The organism is Streptomyces sp. NPDC025793 (assembly GCF_055558375.1).
Map to the genome: position 1 here is coordinate 1 of NZ_JBVHMR010000072.1, position 21,446 is coordinate 21,446.

General features: G+C 70.8%; 9 protein-coding genes and 1 pseudogene. 3 read left to right on the top strand and 7 right to left on the bottom strand.

Annotation, left to right across the window (positions count from 1 at the left end; genetic code table 11):
• Both ACZ4MF_RS45875 and ACZ4MF_RS45880 read right to left on the bottom strand, forming a co-directional pair.
• Window positions 1-1,431, bottom strand: a 1,431-nt coding sequence (locus tag ACZ4MF_RS45875) for a beta-ketoacyl [acyl carrier protein] synthase domain-containing protein (RefSeq protein WP_467499978.1), incomplete at its 3' end; no start/stop codon positions are given.
• Window positions 1,432-1,763: 332 nt separating this feature from the next.
• Window positions 1,764-2,282 (bottom strand): pyridoxamine 5'-phosphate oxidase family protein, encoded by a 519-nt coding sequence (locus ACZ4MF_RS45880; RefSeq protein WP_467499980.1) that lies wholly within the window; start codon window positions 2,280-2,282, stop codon window positions 1,764-1,766.
• 365 nt (window positions 2,283-2,647) lie between these two features.
• On the opposite strand from ACZ4MF_RS45880, the gene ACZ4MF_RS45885 reads away from it, so the two are divergent.
• Both ACZ4MF_RS45885 and ACZ4MF_RS45890 read left to right on the top strand, forming a co-directional pair.
• Window positions 2,648-14,449, top strand: a complete 11,802-nt coding sequence (locus ACZ4MF_RS45885; RefSeq protein ID WP_467499982.1) for an SDR family NAD(P)-dependent oxidoreductase — start codon at window positions 2,648-2,650, stop codon at window positions 14,447-14,449.
• Window positions 14,450-14,503: 54 nt separating this feature from the next.
• Complete coding sequence (locus tag ACZ4MF_RS45890) at window positions 14,504-18,592, top strand: type I polyketide synthase (protein WP_467499984.1); 4,089 nt, start codon at window positions 14,504-14,506, stop codon at window positions 18,590-18,592.
• Window positions 18,593-18,984: 392 nt separating this feature from the next.
• Here ACZ4MF_RS45890 and ACZ4MF_RS45895 read toward each other — a convergent pair whose 3' ends face one another.
• From ACZ4MF_RS45895 to ACZ4MF_RS45905, 3 genes are all read right to left on the bottom strand, one after another.
• Window positions 18,985-19,131, bottom strand: coding sequence for a hypothetical protein (locus ACZ4MF_RS45895; RefSeq protein WP_467499986.1), 147 nt, complete (start codon window positions 19,129-19,131; stop codon window positions 18,985-18,987).
• A 25-nt stretch (window positions 19,132-19,156) separates the two neighbouring features.
• Entirely contained in the window at window positions 19,157-19,759 is a 603-nt protein-coding gene (locus ACZ4MF_RS45900; RefSeq protein ID WP_467499988.1) for a helix-turn-helix domain-containing protein, read from the bottom strand.
• Window positions 19,760-19,933: 174 nt separating this feature from the next.
• A complete protein-coding gene (locus tag ACZ4MF_RS45905) occupies window positions 19,934-20,191 on the bottom strand; it encodes a Y4bD/Y4pK family protein (RefSeq protein ID WP_467499990.1) in 258 nt (85 codons plus the stop codon).
• Between the two features lie 110 nt (window positions 20,192-20,301).
• On the opposite strand from ACZ4MF_RS45905, the gene ACZ4MF_RS45910 reads away from it, so the two are divergent.
• The gene (locus tag ACZ4MF_RS45910; protein ID WP_467499994.1) at window positions 20,302-20,457 is read left to right on the top strand and encodes a hypothetical protein; all 156 of its coding nucleotides are present in this window, start codon (window positions 20,302-20,304) and stop codon (window positions 20,455-20,457) included.
• Between the two features lie 29 nt (window positions 20,458-20,486).
• Here ACZ4MF_RS45910 and ACZ4MF_RS45915 read toward each other — a convergent pair whose 3' ends face one another.
• Both ACZ4MF_RS45915 and ACZ4MF_RS45920 read right to left on the bottom strand, forming a co-directional pair.
• Window positions 20,487-20,648, bottom strand: a complete 162-nt coding sequence (locus ACZ4MF_RS45915) for a hypothetical protein (RefSeq protein ID WP_467499992.1) — start codon at window positions 20,646-20,648, stop codon at window positions 20,487-20,489.
• A gap of 307 nt (window positions 20,649-20,955) precedes the next feature.
• Window positions 20,956-21,300: pseudogene (locus ACZ4MF_RS45920) on the bottom strand (helix-turn-helix domain-containing protein); the annotation flags it as partial.
• Window positions 21,301-21,446 lie beyond the last annotated feature (146 nt).

Consider the following 21,446-nt stretch of genomic DNA (forward strand, 5'->3'; position numbering starts at 1 on the left):
CACATCACGCCGCTCCGCCACAAACGACCGCAACCGAGCAGCCTGACCACCCAACGCCCCCGCCCCACGACCCGACAACACAAACGGCACCACCGCGGGCAACCGCCCGGAGTCCGCTTCACCGATGGCAGGTTTCCCGCGCGAGGCGGTCGAGCCGGGCGGGATGTCACTGATGACCAGGTGACAGTTCGTGCCGCCCATTCCGAAGGAACTGACGCCGGCGATCAAGGGGCTGTCGGGCACTTCCCACGAGCCGAGGTCGCGCTGCACTCGAAGATTGAGCTCGTCCAGCGCGATCTCCGGGTTCGCCAGCTCGAAATTGAGGCTGGCGGGGAGTTTGCGGTGGCGGATCGACATCGCCACTTTGATGAGGCCGGCGATCCCCGCGGCTGCCCCCAGATGTCCCAGATTCGTCTTGACAGATCCGACGGGCAGCGGTTGCGTTCGCGGCCGGGCAGAGCCGACGACGGCACCGAGCGCCGAGGCCTCCACAGGGTCGCCGGCGGGTGTTCCCGTTCCGTGCAACTCGACGTACTGCAGTTGTGCGGCACTGACTCGAGCGCGCTCGTGAGCACGGCGCAGGACGTCTCGTTGTGCGAGCTCATCAGGCTGGGTCAGGGCGTGACCGTTGCCGCCGTGATTCACCGCGCTCCCGAGAATCACGCACTGCGGGGTGTCACCATCGGCCAGGGCGTCCTCGAGCCTCTTGAGTACGACCAGACCGCCGCCTTCGCCCGGCACATAACCGTTCGCGCGAGCGTCGAAGGTGTAGCAACGGCCGTCCGGTGACAGTGGCCCCCAACGGTCTGCGATGTCCATGGACTCCGGCAGCAGGTTGAGCTGCACGCCGCCGGCGACGGCGAGGTCCGACTCACCGGTGAGCAGACTCTGGCAGGCCAGGTGAACGGCGACCAGCGATGAGGACTGACCGCTGTCGATACCCACACTGGGCCCGTGCACATCCAGGAAGTGGGAGAGCCGGCCCGCGATCACGGAACGTTCGATGCCGGGGTAGGTGTGGTGAGTCACCGCAGTGGAACCGTTGCGGTGCACGAGATGGGCGTAGTCGTCGGCGAAGGCTCCCACGAAGACCCCGAGCCGGCCGCCGCGCACGCTGTCCGGCACGATCCCCGCGTCCTCCAGCGCCTCCCAGCCCAGCTCCAGCACGAGTCGCTGCTGCGGGTCGACGGACGCCGCCTCGCGGGCGGACATACCGAAGAACTCGGCATCGAACTCGTCGACGGCGTCGAGGAACCCGCCCCAGGCAGGCGCGACCGTCCGGTCCGGGCCACGACGTCCGGGCGGGCGCTCGGTGATCGCGTGACGTCCCTCGGACAGGAGGCTCCACAATTGCCGAGGCCCATCAGCGCCGGGGAAACGACAGGACGCACCGACTACCGCGATGTGGCCGCCTTGGGCCTGGACATCCACCCGGATCGTTCCCTTCCACGTTCAGATCGCGTCTTGCGAGGTCACAGCAGCGAGTGCTGGACACCGTGAGCTGCCACCGGCCACCAGCGAGGCCCTGCCAGGGCGAAGGTCCGGCAGGGCCGGCGCGACGTGATTCCCACGGGCTGCGCCACCACCGGGCCACGAAACGGAATGAAATCCTGAGCGTGACCGTGCGGTAGGACGCGATCGATCACACAGCGGCACAATGGACCTGAAAAGCGACGCCGCGAGCACGGCACGCGTTCGCCTCTTCTCGGCCGTGGCACGCCGAATTCCCTCGGCTGGATTACTGCGCAGCCAATTTCAGTCGGTCAGGACTGCGGAAAGTCCCACCTGGTCGCGGACTCCCATCCGGCCATTCCCGCCCAACCGTAGATCCGTTCGGGATTCAGCCGAAACACCGGAGCGCTCTGGCCGAAACGCGTGTGGACGCGGTCCTCGCTCACCGAGAGTTCCCAGTCGTACTTCACCCCGACGCCTTCGGCGAGCACGTTGATGTCGTCCCCGACCACTCGGGAGCAACTGCCCTCGATCATTACCACATCCTCGCCAACCTGCAGGTTCACGGAGGCCCGCGGGTTGACCTTCAGGAATGCACCGCAACGGTTCTGGCTCGAGAACCAGAAGGTGTTCCGCTGCCAGATACCCCACAAGGGCCTGCTGTGCGGCTGTCCGTCCGGGCTGGTGGTGACCAGCCAGTACGTGGACGCGGACTCGAGCAGATTCTCCGCCCAGCTCCAGGCTTGTCCCGGCCCCGGCGCGGTCTGGTTGAAGATGAATGCCGGCGTCCCCTTCGGCTCCTCCTCGTTTTTCAACACCTCGGCAGTCATTGCTGTCCCTTCGCTCGTCCGCTGTGGGCGACCAGCGAGACGCACCGGTCTGGCTTTCGAGGTTCATGCTCGCAGCGCGACTGCGAAACCGACACCCCAAAAGAACCGCGCGAGCACCGGGGCGGCGGCTAGGGGGATTAGGGGGTTCCCGCGCCGACGTCGCAAGAGAATGATTGTTCACTCGACCGCCCAGAGGCGGTCTTGACCGTGGTCCCACCCAATGCCTTTTCTGCGCAAGCTTCGCCGGACTGCCGGCCTCCGCAGGCGCCTGCCACGTGTCCAGGCACGACAAGTCCGGGGTACGCCGGACCACTCCGGGGTTCCCCGGGCCACTGGAACAGACGAAGACAGATGGGGTTGCTCGGATGGAGAACGAGGACAAGCTTCGCCAGTATCTCAAGTTGGTCACGAGCGACCTCTACCAGGCTCGCAAGAAGATCACTGAGAGGGAGGCCCGGGACAGTGAGCCGATCGCCATCGTCTCGATGGCCTGCCGCTTGCCCGGCGACGTCTGGTCACCGGAGGACCTCTGGGAACTGGTCGTCAGTGGAACCGACGCGATCGGCGACTCGCCGACCGACCGGGGCTGGGACATGGACAGCATCTACGACCCGGAGCCCGGCAAGCCCGGAAAGACGTACACCCGCGAGGGCGGCTTCATGTCCGGCCTGGCCGACTTCGACGCGGACTTCTTCGGCATCTCCCCACGCGAAGCTCTTGCCATGGACCCGCAGCAGCGGATCGTCCTCGAGGCCGCCTGGGAGTCGTTCGAGCGTGCCGGCATCGACCCGGAGACCCTCCGCGGCACCGGGACAGGTGTGTTCATCGGCTCGAACACCCATGACTACGTGCCGTTGACCGTCACGGCACCCCGCGAGGTCGATGGCTATCTGCTGCTGGGCAACGCACCCAGCGTGCTCTCCGGCCGCGTCGCGTACACGTTCGGCTTCGAGGGCCCCGCTGTCACCGTCGACACCGCCTGTTCCTCTTCGTTGGTCGCGATGGACTACGCCATTCGGGCCTTGCGCCGCGGCGAATCCACGATGGCTTTGGCCGGCGGCGTCGCGTCGATGTGCTCGCCACTGGTCATGGTCGACTTCAGCCGGCAGCGCGGGATCGCGCCCAACGGCCGGTGCAAGGCGTACGCGGACACCGCGGACGGCACCGGCTGGTCGGAGGGGGTCGGCCTGGTCCTGCTCGAGCGGCTCTCCGACGCGCAGGCCAACGGCCACCCGGTGCTTGCCGTCATCCGTGGCTCGGCGATCAACCAGGACGGTGCCTCCAACGGCCTGACCGCTCCCAACGGACCCGCCCAGCAACGGGTCATCCAGGCGGCGCTGGCCGACGGCCAGGTTCCGATGGAGCAGGTCGACCTCCTCGAAGGACACGGCACCGGCACTCGGCTGGGCGACCCGATCGAGGCACAGGCCCTGCTGGCCACCTACGGCCGCAAGAAGAAGGACGGCGAGCCGCTGTGGCTGGGCTCGCTGAAGTCGAACGTGGGTCACACCCAGGCGGCCGCGGGCGTCGTCGGCGTGATCAAGGCAGTGATGGCCATGCGCCACGGCGTCCTCCCCAAGACGCTGCACGTGGATGAGCCGACGCACGAAGTGGACTGGTCGGCCGGCGGGGTCAAGGTGTTGACGGAGAACCGCCCGTGGCCGAAGAACGAGTGGCCGCGCCGGGCAGGCGTGTCGTCGTTCGGCATGAGCGGGACCAACGCGCACGTCATCCTCGAGCAGGCGCCCGCGCCGGAGGCGGTCGCGGCCGAGCCGGTGAGCGCGCAGCCGATCGCCTTGCCCTTCCTGCTCTCCGCCCGTACTCCGCAGGCCCTGGCCGGTCAGGCGGCGCGGCTCCGTGACTGGCTTTCCGACAAGGACGTCGTCCTGCCCGACGTCGCCAAGTCGCTCGCGCTGCACCGCGTGACGTTCGAGCACCGCGCCGCCGTGGTCGCGGGCACCAAGGAGGACCTGCTCGCGCAGCTCGACCTGCTGGCCGGCGGCGGCAGCGGGGCCAAGGCGGTCGTCGGCACCGAGTGCCGCGGTCTCACCGCGGTGATGTTCCCCGGACAGGGATCGCAGCGCACCGGCATGGGCGCCCAGCTCGCGGCCGCGTTCCCCGTCTTCGCCACGGCGTACTCGGAGGTGCTGGGGTGGCTCGACCCCGAGCTGCCGCGGATCATCGCCGAGGGCGGCCCGACGCTGGACCGGCCCGAGTACGCCCATCCCGCGCTGTTCGCGATCGAGGTGGCGCTCTACCGCCTGGTCGAGTCGTGGGGTCTGCGCCCCGACCACCTGCTCGGTCAGTCCTGTGGGGACATCGCGGCGGCCCATGTCGCGGGGGTGCTGTCGCTCGAGGACGCGGCCACCATGGTCACCGCCCGAGCACGGCTGATCCAGACCTCGGCCGCCGGCGTGATGGTTTCGGTCGCGGCCGGCGCCGACGTGGTGGAGCCGGTCATCGCCGACATCGAGGGCGTTTCGCTCGCCGGTATCAACAGCCCGAGCTCCGTCACCCTCTCGGGGCTTCAGGGCCCGGTCGAGGCGGCTGTGGCGCGCCTGTCCGAGCTCGGCCACGCGTCCCGCACGCTGCGGGTCGGCGTCGCGGGCCACTCGGTCACGATGGAGCCGGTCCAGGAGCAGTTCCGGGCCGTGGTGGAAACCCTGGCCTATTCGGCCCCGAAGATCCCGATGGTGGTGCCCGCCGAGGTGCTGTGCACCCCGGAGTTCTGGGTCCGGCAGATGCGTGAGCCGGTGGACCTCGTCGGCGGCGTGGCTCGGCTGCGCGAGCGCGGCGTCACCCGGCTCGTCGAACTGTCGCCCGCCGCGTCGATGAGCAGCGACGTGCGCAAGTGCTACGGCGACGAGCCGGTGGCGGTCACGCCGTCCCTGCGCAGCCGGCGCGACGAGGTGGAATGCGTCGCCGTGGCGATGGCCACCCTGCACGCCGCCGGCGTCGAGGTGGACTGGGAGGCGTTCTTCGCCAGCACCGGCGCGCAACGCGTCGACCTGCCCACCTACGCGTTCCAGCACGAACGCTTCTGGCTCGAGACCAGCCACGTCGGAGGGCACGACCTCAGTTCGGTCGGCCTGCGTTCGGTGGACGCCCCGCTCCTGGGTGCCGGCGTCTCACTCGCCAACGACGGCGGCTTCCTGTGCACCGGCCGGCTGTCGCTCTCCACCCAGCCCTGGCTCGCCGACCACGCCCTGTTCGGCCGTACACTGCTGCCCGGCACCGCATTCGTCGAGTTCGCGCTGCGCGCGGCGGACCAGGTCGGCTGTGAGCTGGTCGAGGACCTGACCATCGAGGCCCCGCTGCTGCTGGAGCAAGGCGGCGTGGCGCTGCAGATCGTGGTCGGCGAGCCGGAGGAGTCCACCGGCCGGCGGTCGATCACCATCTGGTCACAGCAGCAGGACCCGGAATCCCCCGACATCGACGCGGCCTGGACACGGCACGCCAGCGGCTTCGTCTCAGGGACCGCTGGTGTGGTCCGCGACGACCTCGAGATGGCCGAGTGGCCACCTGCCGGTGTCGAGGAAGTCGAGCTCAGTGATCTTTACGAGACCTTCGCCGAGGCCGGGTACGCCTACGGACCGGTGTTCCGCGGGCTGAAAGCCGCCTGGCTGCGTGACGGGGAAGTCTTCGCCGAAGTGGCTCTGCCCCAGCATGTGGGCGACGCCGGCGCGTACGGCATGCACCCTGCCCTGCTGGACGCCGCGCTGCATGCGCTCGCGGTCACCGGCACCACCCAGGGTGCCATCCCCTTCGTGTGGTCGGGCGTCCGGCTGTACGCCGTCGGTGCTTCCACGCTGCGCGTACGGCTGACTCCGGTGGGGACCGACGCAGTGGCACTGCTGGTCGCCGACGGGGCCGGCCGCACGGTGCTGTCCGTCGACTCGCTGGCCTTGCGGTCCGCCACCGCGGAACAGATCGCCGGGAGTGCTCCGCGGGCCCACGACTCCCTCTACGAGATCGAGTGGATCGCCGCGGGTGAGGTCGGGGCCTCGTCGCCCACCGGCTGGGCGAACCTGGGCGGCGGCGCGCCCGGGACAGGCACGGCGTACGACGGCTTCCCCGCGCTGCGGGCCGCCCTCGACGCCGGGGGCGAGGTGCCCGCCGTGGTGCTGGCGGCTCCCGGTCACGGCCACGGCGCCGACGTGGCCGCCGACGTGCACTCAGGCGTCAACCGGATGCTCGAACTGGTGCGCCACTGGCTGGCCGATGAACGGCTGGCCGCCTCACGGCTGGTCCTGGTCACCCGTGGCGCGCTGGCCACGTACGAGGGTGAACAGGTCCATGACCTGGCCGGCGCGGCCCTGCACGGCCTGTTCCGCTCGGCGCGTGCCGAGAACCCTGGCCGACTCGTCCAGGTCGATCTCGCTCCCGGCGAGCCCGACTCGGCCGTGGTGGCGGCGCTCGACGCCGGGGAGGACGAGGCCGCCGTACGCGCGGGCACGGTCCTGGTGCCGCGCCTGGCCAAGGTCTCCTCCTCGAAGACGCTCGCCGTGCCGGCGGAGCCGACCGCCTGGCGGCTGTCCGCCCCCCGCCCCGGCACTTTCGACGGGCTCGCCCTGATCGAGTCACCGGAGGCGGTCGCGCCCCTGGCCGAAGGTGAGGTGCGGATATCCGTCCGGGCCGCCGGCCTGAACTTCCGGGACGTCATGTCCACCCTGGGCCTGGTCCGCGGTCAGGAGGTGCTCGGCGGCGAGGCGGCCGGCGTGGTGACCGAGGTCGGCCCGGGAGTCGTCGGTCTCCAGCCCGGAGACCGGGTGATGGGACTGTTCTTCGGGCCGTTCGGGCCGGTGGCCGTGGGCGACCACCGGATGGTGGTACCGATCCCGGACGGGTGGTCGTACCTGCAGGCCGCAACCGTCCCGATCACCTACTTGACCGCGTACTTCGGCCTCGTCGACGTGGCCGGGCTGCAACCCGGCGAGTCCGTGCTCATCCACGCCGCCGCCGGTGGCGTCGGCATGGCGGCCGTGCAGCTGGCAGCCCATCTGGGCGCCGAGATCTTCGCCACCGCCGGCCCCGCCAAGTGGGCGGCCGTTCGCGAGCTCGGCATCCCCCGCGAACGCATCTCGAACTCCCGCACCGCACAGTTCGCATCCGATCTGCTCGGCGCCACCGACGGCCGCGGCGTCGACGTGGTCCTCAACTCTCTCTCCAACGAGCTCGTGGACGCCTCGCTACGGCTGCTGCCGCGCGGCGGCCGGTTCGTCGAGATGGGCAAGACCGACATCCGCGACGCCGACGGGGTGGCCGAGGCGTTCCCCGGTGTGCGCTATCAGGCGTTCGACCTGCTCGGGGTGGCGCCCGAACGGGTCCACGAGATGTTGGTCGAGCTGCTGGACCTGTTCGGCCGTGGCGTTCTCACCCTGCCTCCGACCGCCGCCTGGGACGTCCGCCGGGCCCCGGACGCGTTGAGGTTCCTCAGCCAGGCTCGGCACATCGGCAAGCTCGCCCTGACCATCCCGGTGCCCCTCGATCCAGCCGGGAGCGTGCTGGTGACCGGCGCCTCCGGCGCACTGGGAGGCCTGGTCGCCCGGCACTTGGTCGCCGAGCACGGCGTACGCAACCTCGTGCTGGCGAGCCGGCGCGGCCCGGATGCCCCCGGCGCCAGCGAGTTCGCCGCCGAGTTGACCGGGCTCGGCGCCTCGGTGACGACTGTTGCCTGTGACGTCTCCCACCGCGAGTCGCTGCGCGGGGTGCTGGCCGCGATTCCCGCCGAGCATCCGCTGACCGCGGTGGTGCACATCGCGGGCATCAGCGACGACGGCGTCATCGGCTCGCTGACGGCCGAGCAGGTCGACACCGTGTTGCGTCCCAAGGTGGACGCCGGTTGGCTCCTCCACGAGCTGACCGAGGACCTCGACCTGTCGGCCTTCGTGCTGTTCTCCTCCGCTGTCGGGGCGTTCGGCGCGCCGGGCCAGGCCAATTACGCCGCCGCCAACGCGTTCCTGGACGCTCTTGCCCGGCACCGCCGTGCGTTGGGGCTGCCCGCCGTCTCGCTCGACTGGGGCCTCTGGCAGGCCACCAGCCACATGACGGCCTCCCTGCAGGAGGCCGACTGGGGACGGATGGCACGCGCGGGTGTCAAGGCGATGTCCGACGAGGAAGGCCTTGCCCTCTTCGACGCGGCCCTCGCCGTCGGCGCCCCGGTGGTGCTGCCGGTCCGGCTCGACCTGGCCGCGTTCCGCGGGGAGGTACCGCCCCTGCTGCGCAACCAGGTCTCCGGGCGGGTGCGGCGTACCGCCGTCGCGAGTGGCGTCGGTGCCGGCTCGTGGACCCGCCGTCTGCTCGCCCGGCCGCCGGCCACCCGGCATCGCATCGTGCTGGAGGCTCTCGCCGCCGAGACCGCTGCCGTGCTCGGGCACGCGACGGCGTCAAGAGTCTCACCGGACCGGACCTTCAAGGGCATCGGCTTCGATTCGCTGGCCTCGGTGGAGCTGCGCAACCGGATCACCGCGCTCACCGGCTTGCGGCTCCCGGCAACGGTGGTCTTCGACTACCCGGACCTCACTTCGCTGACCGAATACGTGCTCGGCGAGGTGGTCAGCGCCGGCTCCTCCGCGTCGGCGGCACCCGCGATCGTCACGGCGGACACCGGCGGCGACGCGATCGCCATCGTTGGCATGGCCTGCCGCTACGGCGGCGGGATCGACTCGCCGGAGGCGTTGTGGGCGATGGTCGAGGAGGGCCGGGACGCCGCCACGGAGTTCCCGTCCGACCGTGGCTGGAACCTGGCCGAGCTGTTCGATCCCGAGCCCGGCCGCTCGGGCACGACCAACGCCCGGGCGGCCGGCTTCCTGGCCGACGCAACCGAGTTCGATCCCGATTTCTTCGGCATCTCACCTCGTGAGGCCACCGCGATGGACCCGCAGCAGCGTCTGTTGCTCGAGTCGGCGTGGGAGGCGTTCGAGCGTGCCGGTATCGACCCGTTGGCGCTGCGCGGCACGAATACCGGCGTGTTCGTCGGCCTCAGCGCCCATGACTACAGCAACTTGCTCGCGCTCGAATCGCACGGTCTCGACGGCCACCTGCTGACAGGAACGGCGCCCAGTGTGGCATCGGGCCGCATCTCCTACGAGTTCGGCCTCGAGGGCCCCGCGCTGACGGTCGACACCGCCTGTTCGTCCTCGCTGACCACGCTGCACATAGCGGCCCAGGCGCTGCGGACCGGTGAGTCCGACCTCGCGCTGGCCGGCGGTGTGGCGGTGATGTCCACACCGGTGGTGTTCCAGGAGTTCGCGCTGCAGGGCGGCCTTTCCGCGGACGGCCGCTGCCGGGCGTTCAGCGCGGACGCGGACGGCACCGGCTGGGCCGAGGGCGTCGGGCTGCTCGTGCTGGAGCGTTTGTCGGACGCCCGCCGCAACGGCCACCAGGTCCTCGCGGTGGTGAAGGGTTCCGCGGTGAACCAGGACGGCGCCTCCAACGGGTTGACCGCGCCCAACGGCCGCTCGCAACAGCGGGTGATCCGAGACGCGCTGGCCAATGCCGGTGTCTGCGCTGCCGATGTGGACGTCGTAGAGGGACACGGCACCGGCACCAGGCTCGGCGACCCGATCGAGGTGCAGGCACTACTGGCGACGTACGGGCGGGAGCGCACCGAGGAAAATCCGCTCTGGCTCGGTTCTCTGAAATCGAACCTGGGCCACGCGCAGGCGGCTGCCGGCGTGGCCGGGGTGATCAAGATGGTCCAGGCACTGCGGCACGGCCTGCTGCCCCGGACGTTGAACGCCGAGGAGCCCACCTCGCACGTGGACTGGTCGGACGGTGCCGTGAAGCTGCTGACCACAGCGCAGCAGTGGCCGGAGCGCGACCGGCCCCGGCTGGGCGCCGTCTCCGCGTTCGGAATCAGCGGCACCAACGTGCACGTGGTGCTGGAGCAGGCACCGGAGCCCGGCGAGTTGCCCGCTCCGCCCGCACCCGATCGGGTGCTCGCGCCATCCGTCAGGCCGTTCGTCCTCTCGGCACGCGGCGCGGCGGCACTGCGCGGTCAGGCAGCCAGGCTCAGCGCCTACCTCGCCGAGCACCCGGAGGTGGACTTCGACGCGCTCGGCCGCTCGCTCAGCGGCCGAGCCACACTGGAGCACCGGGCCGTGGTGCTCGCCGAGAACCTGGACACGCTGACCGCGGGGCTCACGGCGATCGCCGCCGGCACGGCGGACTCCACCGAGGACGTCGTGCTGGGCAGTGGCGGTGATCCGACCCAGCCGGTCTTCGTCTTCGCGGGTCAGGGTGGCCAGTGGAGTGGCATGGCCCTCGACGTGTGGAACACCAGCCCGCTGTTCGCTGCCGCCATGACCGAGTGCGATGCGGCGCTGGCCCCGCACGTCGACTGGAACGGCGCGACGCTGTCGGACGTCCTCACCGGCGCTCCGGGCGCTCCGGGCCTGGACCGGGTGGACGTGGTCCAGCCCGCGCTGTTCGCGGTGATGGTGTCCTTGGCCCGGCTGTGGCGCTCGCTCGGGGTCGAGCCGGCAGCAGTGGTCGGTCACTCCCAGGGCGAGATCGCGGCGGCCGTGGTGGCCGGTGTCCTCACGCTGGCCGACGGCGCCCGCATCGCCGGGTTGCGCTCGCGCTTGATCGCCGGCCTGACCGAGCGCGGCGGGATGGGCTGGATCGGCCTGCCAGTCGCCCAGGTCCAGGAACGGCTCGTCGGCTACCCGGGGCTCGGCGTCGCCGCGGTCAACGGGCCGCGGTCGGTGGTCGTCTCCGGCGCCGCCGACGAACTGCAGAGCCTGTGCGCGGCGCTCGCGGCCGAGGAGGTCCCGGTGCGCACGCTCCTGGTCGATTACGCGTCCCACTCGCAGGGGGTGGAGGAGCTGCGAGCCGAACTCATCGACGCGCTGGCCGGCGTCGCGCCTGCTGAGGCAGAAGTGCCGTTCTACTCGACGGTGACCGGCGGGCGGGTCGACGGCACCGAACTGAACGCCGACTACTGGTATCGCAATCTTCGGGAGACGGTGCGGTTCAGTGCGGCCATCGAGGCTCTTGTGGACGGCGGGCACAGCTGCTTCGTGGAGCTCAGCGCGCACCCGGCCCTCGTCGACGCGGTCGAGGCGGTTGCCGAGGCCCGGAACGCCGAGGTGGCCGCGTCGTGGTCGTTGCGGCGCAACGGCGGTGACGTCGCGTTCACCCGCTCTTTGGCCACGGCCTTCGTGCACGGGGCAACGGTACGCTGGGGGAAGGTGTTTCCCGCCGGAGGGCGGATCGACCTGCCCACTTACGCGTTCCAGCACCGCCGGTTGTGGGTCGAGCCCGCCGGTGCGGTGACCGCGAGTGCCGACGACTTGGGGCTGGCGTCCGCCGATCACCCCCTGCTCGGCGCCGCCGTGGAACGCGCCGGCGAGGACCAGGTGCTCTTCACCGGCAGGTGGTCGCTGGCAGCCCAGCCGTGGCTAGCCGATCACGTCGTGCTCGGTACCCTCCTGTTGCCCGGAGCCGCCTTCGTCGAGCTGGTCACCCACGCCGGGCGTCACGTCGGCTGCGCCCGCTTGGAAGAGCTGGCGTTTCAGGCGCCGCTGGTGCTCCCGGAGAGGTCAGGTGTGGCGGTGCAGGTCGCGGTCGGCGCTGCCGACGCCACCGGCCGGCGTCCGGTCACGGTGCACTCGCGGCGCACCGGGTCCGGCGCCGACAGCAGGTGGATCCTGCACGCGGAGGGCACGCTCGCCCCTGTCGGTACCAGCCCGGTGCCGAGCAGTCCGACGGCCTGGCCGCCGGCCGGCGCGGAGGCGGTCGATGTGACCGACATCTATGCGCGGCTCGCCGAGCGCGGATACGCCTACGGGCCTGCCTTCGCCGGGATCCGTGCGCTGTGGCGGGACGGCGAGGACATGTACGGCGAGGTCGCGCTGCCGAGCTCGGTCCGTGCCGAGGCGGGGCGGTTCGGCCTGCACCCGGCGCTGCTGGACGCCGCCCTGCAGGTGCCGGTCGCCGGACTGATCGACAGCGAGAGCGAGGCGGTGATGCCGTTCTCCTGGAACGGCATCACCGTGCACACCCGGGGAGCGAACTCGCTGCGGGTCGCTTTCCGGCGCAAGGGCTCTGACTCCTCCACGATGCTGCTCACCGACGACGCGGGCGAGCCCGTCGCCTCGTTCGACTCCATCGTCGCGCGGCCGGTCAGTCGCGAGCAGCTGCGCATCGCCGTGGACAACGCGACCGACACGAACGTCGATGACGAGCACTACCGCGTGGAGTGGCGCACGCTGCCCAGCGGCACGCGCCCGCCGATCGGCGGTACCTGGCTGGCGGTGGTGGCCGAGGGGCAGCCGGCCGATGGCTGGGCCGCGGAAACCGTGCGCCGACTCGCTGCCCATGCGCCCGGCCTGGTGACCTGGGCCGTACCGTGCGGGAACCTCGACCGGGCGGCGCTGGCCCGGCGGCTCGGCGAGCTCGCGGCGAACGGCACGAGCCCGGTCGGGGTGCTGTCGCTGTTGGCCGAGGACGAGACCCCGTGCGAAGACTCCTCAGCGCTGCCGCAAGGCCTCGCGGGCACGGTGGTGCTCACCCAGGCGCTGCTGGACGCCGGACTCGACGTCCCGCTCTGGGCGGTGACCCAGGGCGCGGTAGCGGCCGGTCCGAAGGACCGCATCGGCTCGCCCACCCAGGCGCTGGTCTGGGGTTTCGGACGGGTCGCAGGCCTCGAACATCCGCGGCTGTGGGGCGGCCTGGTCGATCTGCCGGAGACGGTGGACGACCACGCGGTCGCCGCACTGGCCGGTGTGCTCGCGGGCAACGGCGAGAACGAGGTCGCCGTACGGTCCCAGACCGTCCTGGCCCGCCGTCTGGTCAGAGCGGCAGCACCCGCGCAGGAGCCGCCCGAGTGGCGGCCGCGCGGTACCGTGCTCGTGACGGGTGGCACGGGTGGCCTCGGTGCCGAAGTGGCCCGCTGGCTGGCCGACCGCGGTGCCGAACATCTGGTGCTTGCCAGCCGCAGCGGCGCCGATGCGCCCGGGGCCCGGCGCCTGGTCGAGGAACTGGCCGCCAAGGGCGTCTCGGTCTCGGTGACGGCCTGTGACGTCGCAGACCGGGCCGCCGTGGTCGAATTGCTGGCCTCCGTTCCCGCCGAGCGCCCGCTGACCGCGGTCGTGCATGCCGCGGGCAGCCTCGACGGCGGGCCGATCGCCGACACGACGTTGACCGAGTTCGGCGGCATCCTGGCCGCCAAGGTGCTCGGTGCGGCGCACCTCGACGAGCTGCTCGACCACGACAGCATGCAGACAGTGCTGCTGTTCGGCTCCATCTCGGCGACGTGGGGCGTCGGCAACCAGTCCGCGTATTCGGCTGCCAACGCGTACCTTGACGCCCTGGCTCGGGAACGGCACGACCGCGGCGGCCGCACGGTCTCGGTGGCGTGGGGCCCGTGGGAGGCCGGAATGCTGAGCGAGGACGAGGAGATGGCCGACTCGCTGCGCCGCGGAGGTCTGCCCCTGCTGCCGGCGGACTTTGGACTGGCGAACCTGGACCGGATCGTCGCCGAGGACGAACCGTGCCCGGTCGTCGCACGAGTCGAATGGGCCCGGTTCCATTCCCGCTTCACCTCGCTGCGGCCCAGCCCGCTGCTGGCCGACCTGCCGGAGGTTCGCCGGCTGCAGACGGCGGAGTCCCCGACCTCGGTCGAACGCGGCGCGGCCCTGATCGAGAAGCTCACCGCGCTGCCGGAGGAGGACCGGGAAGCGGCCGTGCTCGATCTGGTCTGCTCGCACGTCGCGGCCGTGCTCGGCCACGACTCTCCGGAGGAGGTCGATCACAAGCGGGCTTTCAAGGACGTCGGCTTCGACTCGATGATCGCCGTCCAGCTGCGCAACCGGCTCAATGCGGCAACCGGGTTGCGGCTGCCGGTGACGCTGGTCTTCGACTACCCGAATCCGACGATCCTGGCCTCGTTCCTGCGCTCCGAGGTGGCCGCCAGTGTGCCCTCGGCGACGGACGCGGCACTGGCCGAGTTCGACCGGCTGGAGGCGTCGCTCTCCGCACTGCCGACCGAGGAGACGGAAGTGCGCGACGTCCTCGTCGGCCGGGCGCGAGAACTACTGAGCCGGCTCTCGGGCCCGGCGCAGGCCGCGAGTGCCGAGGGCGATGTGGCGACCCTGACGGCGGCCTCCGACGACGAACTGTTCAGCTTCATCAACACGCAGCTCGGCCGCCGGGACGAGTGATCCCTGTACGCACGTGGAACGTGCCGCGGCGGCGGACGAGAGGTCGAGGAGCAGATGGACGACAACAATCCCAAACTGCGGCACTACCTGAATCTGGTCACGGCAGACCTCGTGCAGGCCCGCAAGCGGTCGGAGGAGCTTGAGCGGCGGGTCGGCGAGCCGATCGCGATCGTCGGCATGGCTTGCCGCTATCCGGGCGGCGTGCGCTCACCGGAAGATCTGTGGGAGCTGGCGATAACCGGGCGGGACGCGATCACCCCGTTCCCCCGCGATCGGGGCTGGGACCTCGACTCGCTCTACGACCCCGACCCCGATCACCCGGGCACCAGCTACACCCAGCAGGGTGGCTTCCTGACAGACGTCGCGGACTTCGACGCGCAGTTCTGGGGCATCTCGCCCCGCGAGGCCACCGCGATGGACCCACAGCAGCGGCTGCTGCTGGAGACATCGTGGCAGGCCCTGGAAAGGGCGCGGATCGATCCGCACTCGCTGCGCGGCAGCGAGACCGGGGTGTTCGTGGGCCCGAGTGTGACCGACTACGCGGCCCTGTTGGCGCGCTACCCGGCCGGTTTCGAGGGGCTCCTGCTCGGCGGCCTGGCAGGAGCGATCATCTCGGGCAGAATCTCCTACCTTTTGGGACTGGAGGGTCCGGCAGTGACCCTCGACACCGGTTGTTCCTCGTCACTCACCGCCTTGCACCTCGCGGCGGGAGCGCTGCGCGCCCAAGACTGCTCACTCGCCCTGGTCGGTGGCGTTTCCGTGTTGGCCACGCCGGGCTCGTTCGTCGAGTTCAGCACCCAACGCGGGCTCGCTCCCGACGGCCGGTGCAAGTCCTTCGGCGATGCCGCGGACGGTACGTCCTGGGCCGAGGGCGTCGGCATGGTCGTGATCGAGCGGCTTTGCGACGCCCGCCGCCACGGGCACCCGGTGCTGGCGGTGCTGCGCGGCTCGGCCATCAACCAGGACGGGGCGTCGAACGGGCTGACCGCGCCGAGTGGCCCGTCCCAGCAGCGGGTGATCCGGCGTGCGCTGGCCGCGGCCGGGCTCACGTCCTGCGACATCGACGCCGTCGAGGCACACGGCACTGGCACGACACTGGGCGACCCGATCGAGGCCCAGGCGCTGCTGGCCACGTACGGGCGTGGCAGGCGGCCGGGTCGTCCGCTGTTCCTGGGGTCGCTCAAGTCCAACCTGGGCCACAGCCAGTCCGCCGCTGGAGTGGGCGGTCTGATCAAGACGGTGATGTCGCTCCGGCACGGCATGCTGGCACCGACGCTGCACGCCGACCCGCCCTCCACCGAGGTCGACTGGACGGCCGGCGACATCGAACTCCTGCAGGAGGCGCGGTCGTGGCCGAAGACGGAGGACCGGCCACGGCGTGCGGCGGTCTCCGCCTTCGGCATCGGCGGCACCAACGCGCACGTCATTCTCGAGGCGGTGCCCGAAGAGGAGGCCGGACGGGAGGGCGACGGCGTCGCGCACCGCACGCTCGCGGCCGTTCCCTGGTTGGTCTCCGGCCGCACCGCGGCCGCGATGCGCGCCCAGGCCGCGCGGCTGGCCACCTTCCTGACGCATCAGGCTGAGCCGCCCGATCCCACCGACGTCGGATACTCACTGGCCACCACGCGTGCCGCCCTGGACCACCGCGGCGTCGTCGTGGCCGCCGATCGAAAGGGCCTGCTCGCCGGGCTCGGCGGACTCGCCGGGGGCACCCCGCATGCCGCGGTCACGACGGGCACCACAGTGCGCGGACGGCTGGCCTTCCTGTTCACCGGCCAGGGGGCGCAGAAGCCGGGCATGGGCCGCGAGTTGTACGCGGAGCACCCTGTTTTCGCCGAGGCGTTCGATGCTGTCTGCGCGCACCTGGACGGTCCGCTGGGCCGTTCACTGCGTGACCTGACCTTCGCCGAGGACGACCCGCTGGGCCTGCTCGACCGTACCGGATTCGCCCAGCCGGCTCTCTTCGCCGTCGAGACCGCTCTGTTCCGGCTCGTCGAGTCGTGGGGAGTACGCCCGGACTTCGTCGCGGGGCATTCCATCGGCGAGGTCGTGGCCGCGCACGTGGCCGGGATACTGTCGCTCGAGGACGCCTGCGCGTTGGTCGCCGCGCGGGCGCGTCTCATGCAGGGCATGTCACCCGGCGGCGCGATGGTCGCTGTCCGCGCGTCCGAGGAAGACATCCAGCCGATGCTGGATCAGCTGACCGGCCTGGTGTCCGTCGCCGCGGTGAACGGTCCCACCTCGGTGGTGCTCTCCGGCGACGAGAAGACGCTCACCACGGTGACGGCGAGACTCACCGACCAGGGCCTCCACCCGCGCCGACTGCGGGTGAGCCACGCTTTCCACTCACCGCGGATCGACCCGATCCTGGCCGACTTCCGATCGGCGATCGAGAGCATCTCGTACGCCGCGCCGCGCATCCCGATCGTGCCGCTGGCTCCAGGCGAAGCGGACCGGGGCGAGCGGATGCGTTCGGCGGACTACTGGGTCGCCCAGGCCCGTGCAGCGGTGCGGTTCCACGACGGTGTCGTGCGCCTGAGCGAGGCCCAAGTCACCACCTACCTGGAACTCGGGCCGGGCGGCGTCCTCTCCGCCCTCGGCCGGGACTGCCTGCCGACGGCCGGTCCGGGCCTACCGGAGCGGGCCTTCGTGCCGGCACTGCGTCAGGGCCGGGCCGAGCCGGCCGCGCTGCTGGACGCGGTGGCTGCCCTTTTCGTCCGCGGTGTGCCGGTCGACTGGAGCGCGGTCTACGCGGGCACCGGCGCCGCCCAGCTCGACCTGCCCACATACGCCTTCCAGCGCCGCCGCTACTGGCTGGTCGATCACCTGCCGGCGGGGGCGAGTCTGCTGGCCGACCAGGGCGTCGTCGGCGGGACGGGCGCGCCGCTGCCGGACGCGGCGACGGCCGAGACGGTCACCGAAATTCCCTCTGTACGCGGCAAGATGGCCGATCGCCCGCGCCAGGAGTGGGCGGGAATCCTGCTCGCCGAAGTGCGTGAACAAGTGGCGCGGCTGATGGGCTACGCCACGTCCGAAGACGTGAACCCCCAGCAGGGCTTTGCCGAGCTGGGCTTCGACTCGCTGACCGCGGTCTGGCTCATCGAGCGCCTGAGGGCCGCCACCGGTCTGGAACTGTCCCGCACACTGGTCATCGACTGGCCGACACCGCACGCCGTCGCCGCACATCTGGCCGACAGCTTCGCCTTGCTCGAGGACCTGGAAGCACCACCGGCCGCCCCCGTACCGGCACACCCGACGCCGTCAGGCGCGGGCCGGGCGGCGCCACCGACGACCGATCCGCTGCCCGTCCTCTTCGCCCAGGCCTGCGCGCAGAACCAGGTCCGGGGCGGGTTGGAGCTGTTGGCCGTCGCCGCCCGGATGCGCGTGGGTACCGGCTCGCCGAAGATGCGAGAACCAGTCAGTTTCTCGCAGGGGCTCGCGGGCCCGACCCTGGTCTGCGTCCCGTCCGTGATGGCTCCCTCCAACATCTACCAATACGCCCGGATGGCCGACTCGCTGCGCACGACACACAACATGGCTGTGCTGCCGTTGACGGGCTACGCGGACCACGAGTCCCTTCCCGCCACCCGAACCGATCTGGTGGCTGCGGTCGCCGAGACGGTGCTCTCCCACGTGACCGGCCCCTACGTCCTCGTCGGATACTCCTCCGGCGGCTGGATCGCGCACGCGGCAGCCGCCCGGCTCAGGGATCTCGACACCGCACCGGAGTCACTCGTGCTGCTGGACAGCCACCTGCCCGGCAGTACGGGTCTGGCCGAGATCCAGTTCGGCCTGCTCGGCGACGCGTACGCCGAATGGACCGCGACGCAGCCGCCGGGCGGCGCCGAACTGACCGCGATGGCACACCACCTCCAGCTGTTCGACGACTGGGCACCGACCGCCATCGACGGCGTGTCGGCACTGCTGCTGCGCGCCACCGAACGGATGGGCGGCCAGCCCCGCACGGGCGAGCACTGGCAGGCCCACTGGGGCCCCGACCACGACACCGTCGACGTGCCCGGCACCCACCTGAGCATGATCGACGAACACGCCGCGAGCACCGCCTCAGCGATCAGCGGCTGGCTGGCTCGACGACCCGCCCATCGCTGTCACACCGATTCGACCACGCACGAAACGCCGTGATCACGGTGGAACCCCGGACAGCTGGCGCGGACAACGGCCGGTGAACAGACAGAAATTGCTCGGCCACCGATGAGCTCACCGCCCCGGCGCACCTGACCAGCCTCTCCGCCGGCCACCGCGCACAGCCAACGGCCCACCGCCCCACCCTCGACCACCACACAGATGCCTCACGCTCTGCAACGGGCACGACCTGGACCCACGCATCCGCCTCGGAACAACGGCACCCTCCTACTACCGAGGCGTCAACCGCCCCGTCCCGCTGGACGCCCAGGGCCGGCCAACGCGTCGACCGGCCCTCGCTGCACGGCCTGCCGTCCGCGGTGAACATGCCGGCCGGCCGAGTCGTTGCCATGCCAGCGTCACCGGTGGCCGCGCGCCGGCCGGTACCGCACTTACGGCATCCTGCGCGCCGTGGCCACCAGGTAGCCGAACTCCGGCATCGTGGAGACCGGATGCATCAGGACCTCGATCAGCTGTCGGGCGCCGTCACCGAACTGCTCCTCCAGGGCGCCACGGTGCTTGTTCGCGCCCTCGCCCATGATCTGCAGCGTTCGCCTGGTGTGCTCACTGACGTCCAGTAACTCGTTCACCTCCAGGCCCGCGCCGGTGATCAGGGCCCGGTAGTCGTCGATGCTGGGAAGTTCGACGATGGCGAACTTCGCCTTCGCGTCGTCGAGGCCTCGTCCTTGGCGCGTTCGCCTGGCCGCGGCCCTCCCGCCGACGGGCCAGAGCCCGCTCCACCGACCGCGGATGGACGGTGAGACCGAACTCCTCGGCCACCGCCTCGGCCAGGGCCCGCGCCTTCATGCCCGGATCGGCCGCCAGCAGGGCCTCGAGGTGCTCCATCACCGGCCCGGTCAACTTGCTCGGCCCCTTCGGCCCCGGTTTGCCCGGCACCAGACCAGCCGGCCCCTCCGCATCCAGGGCGGCCGCGATCGCATAGAAGGACTGCCGGCAGAACCCGAACGCTTTCGCAGCTCGTGCCACGGGCACCTTGTCGACGCGCACCCGGCGCACCATCTCGTACTTCACCTGCACCAGATCGTGCGGATCCAGGAACGCCGAGGCGACGAACGCTTCGTCGGTCACCGCCTCGGGACGCGGATTGAGTGTTCTCGACTCCCGCAGAGCACGGATCTTCGCCGTGTTTCCCACTACCGCTGCCATGGCCACCACCCCTGTTGGACCCTGTCATCAGGATTCCGATGCCACCGGCCACGGCCAAGACGCTGATCACCACCACGAGAGGCAGAAGTAGCAGACCAGCGCACATTCCCCGTCCGAACGCGCCCCCGGCCGACACGGCTATCGCCCTCCCGCTCGGCGTGAACTCCGCGACACTCACGGCGTGATCTCCCCGACGCCCCGCAGCCGGTCGATCAGCGTGGCCAGCGCGACCAGATGCTGTGTCCGGAACGGGCACTCGCCCGCGGCCGCGACAACGAACGGGTCCACCGGCGCCACCGACGTCCACTCCGCCGGGATCTTCGACCGGCCACCCACCTCGTCGAAGTAGTACACCCGGTCCCCACGCCAGCACTGCCGGCGCTCGATGAACTCCAGCTCCTGGCCGAACAGCGGATGGAACGGATGCGTCACACGCACCCGACCTCCGTCTCCAAAATCGGAATCACCAGCAGTCGACGGATCACGCCAAAGCCGCAGCCGAGAGCTTCTTCGGACTGCTCAAAGCGGAGATCGGCACCACCATCTGGGAGAGCCGCGAGGCCGCCCGGGCCGACGTCTTCCGCTTCATCGAAGTCGAGTACAACCGCACCAGGCTCCGCAAGCATCCCGCGTTCGGATACCTCACCCCGCTCGAAACCCGAGCCAGGCTGCAGCACGACTTCACCCCGGCAGCGTAAGCAACCGCTGTCCAAGATCAGGGGGAACTTCACGTCAGGACGCGCGCCACCCACGGCGCGCTCGTGCAGTTCGGCGTGGGTGTGCCCTGAGCGGAGGAAGACCAGCGCGTCTTGCGCCGGGTGCCGGACGGCTGCCCGGACCAGTAGGTCGCCATCGTGCTGACCTCGGTGCACTGGACGCGCTCGGTCACGAGGGTGCTCCCGGTGCGGGCTCACCGAGATGCTGGTCACGCACTGCATCCCGACCCATATCCACCAGATTGGAGCCGGTTCGTCGCTTACGGAGGTTTGCCACTGGTTCCTCGCGTACACCTTCTCGTCTCGCTTGCCGGACCCGCACCGTCTGGCAGTGCCAGCACGTCCCGGCGTTGTCAGGGCCGCTTCCCACCCTCACCGGCGTCCCCCGGATCAGGCTGCCCTCAGCTTCAACCGGACTGCTGCGACAGCCCGGTGGCGGAGTCCTTCCGCCACCGCCCGGTCATCAAGCGCCTCGTGGCGCACGGTCCCGTCCACGATCAGCACGGTGTCCTTGCGGAACCGCTTGCGCTGCTGCAGGGCGAGCCAGGGGCCGAGGTGGTCGATGATCCGGCCGGCGGCCGACTTCGACACCCCGAACAGCGGCGGCAGCTGCCGCAGCGTGAGGTTGGTGCGCCAGTACGCGGCGACCAGCAGGACCCGGTCCTCCAGCGGCGGGGTCCACGGCCGGCCCTTGCGGACCGGATCGGCGGCGCCCTCCCGCCGCAGCGCGGTGACCAGCTTGCCGAACTGCCGCCGGCTCAGCCCGGTGAACGGGGCTATCGGGGCTATCCAGGACGGCTCCGACGCCGTGATCACACCAGACACAGCATGATCCGCTCACCCGTGACCAGCAGTTACGGGACATCGCTTAGCTTGATCTTTAACTAATGCGGCGGGGCTTTGGGGTGGTTGACCTCTTCTTTTGTCCCTTTGCTGGCTGTGTCTTCTTGGGCGTGTGCACGTCGTGGCGG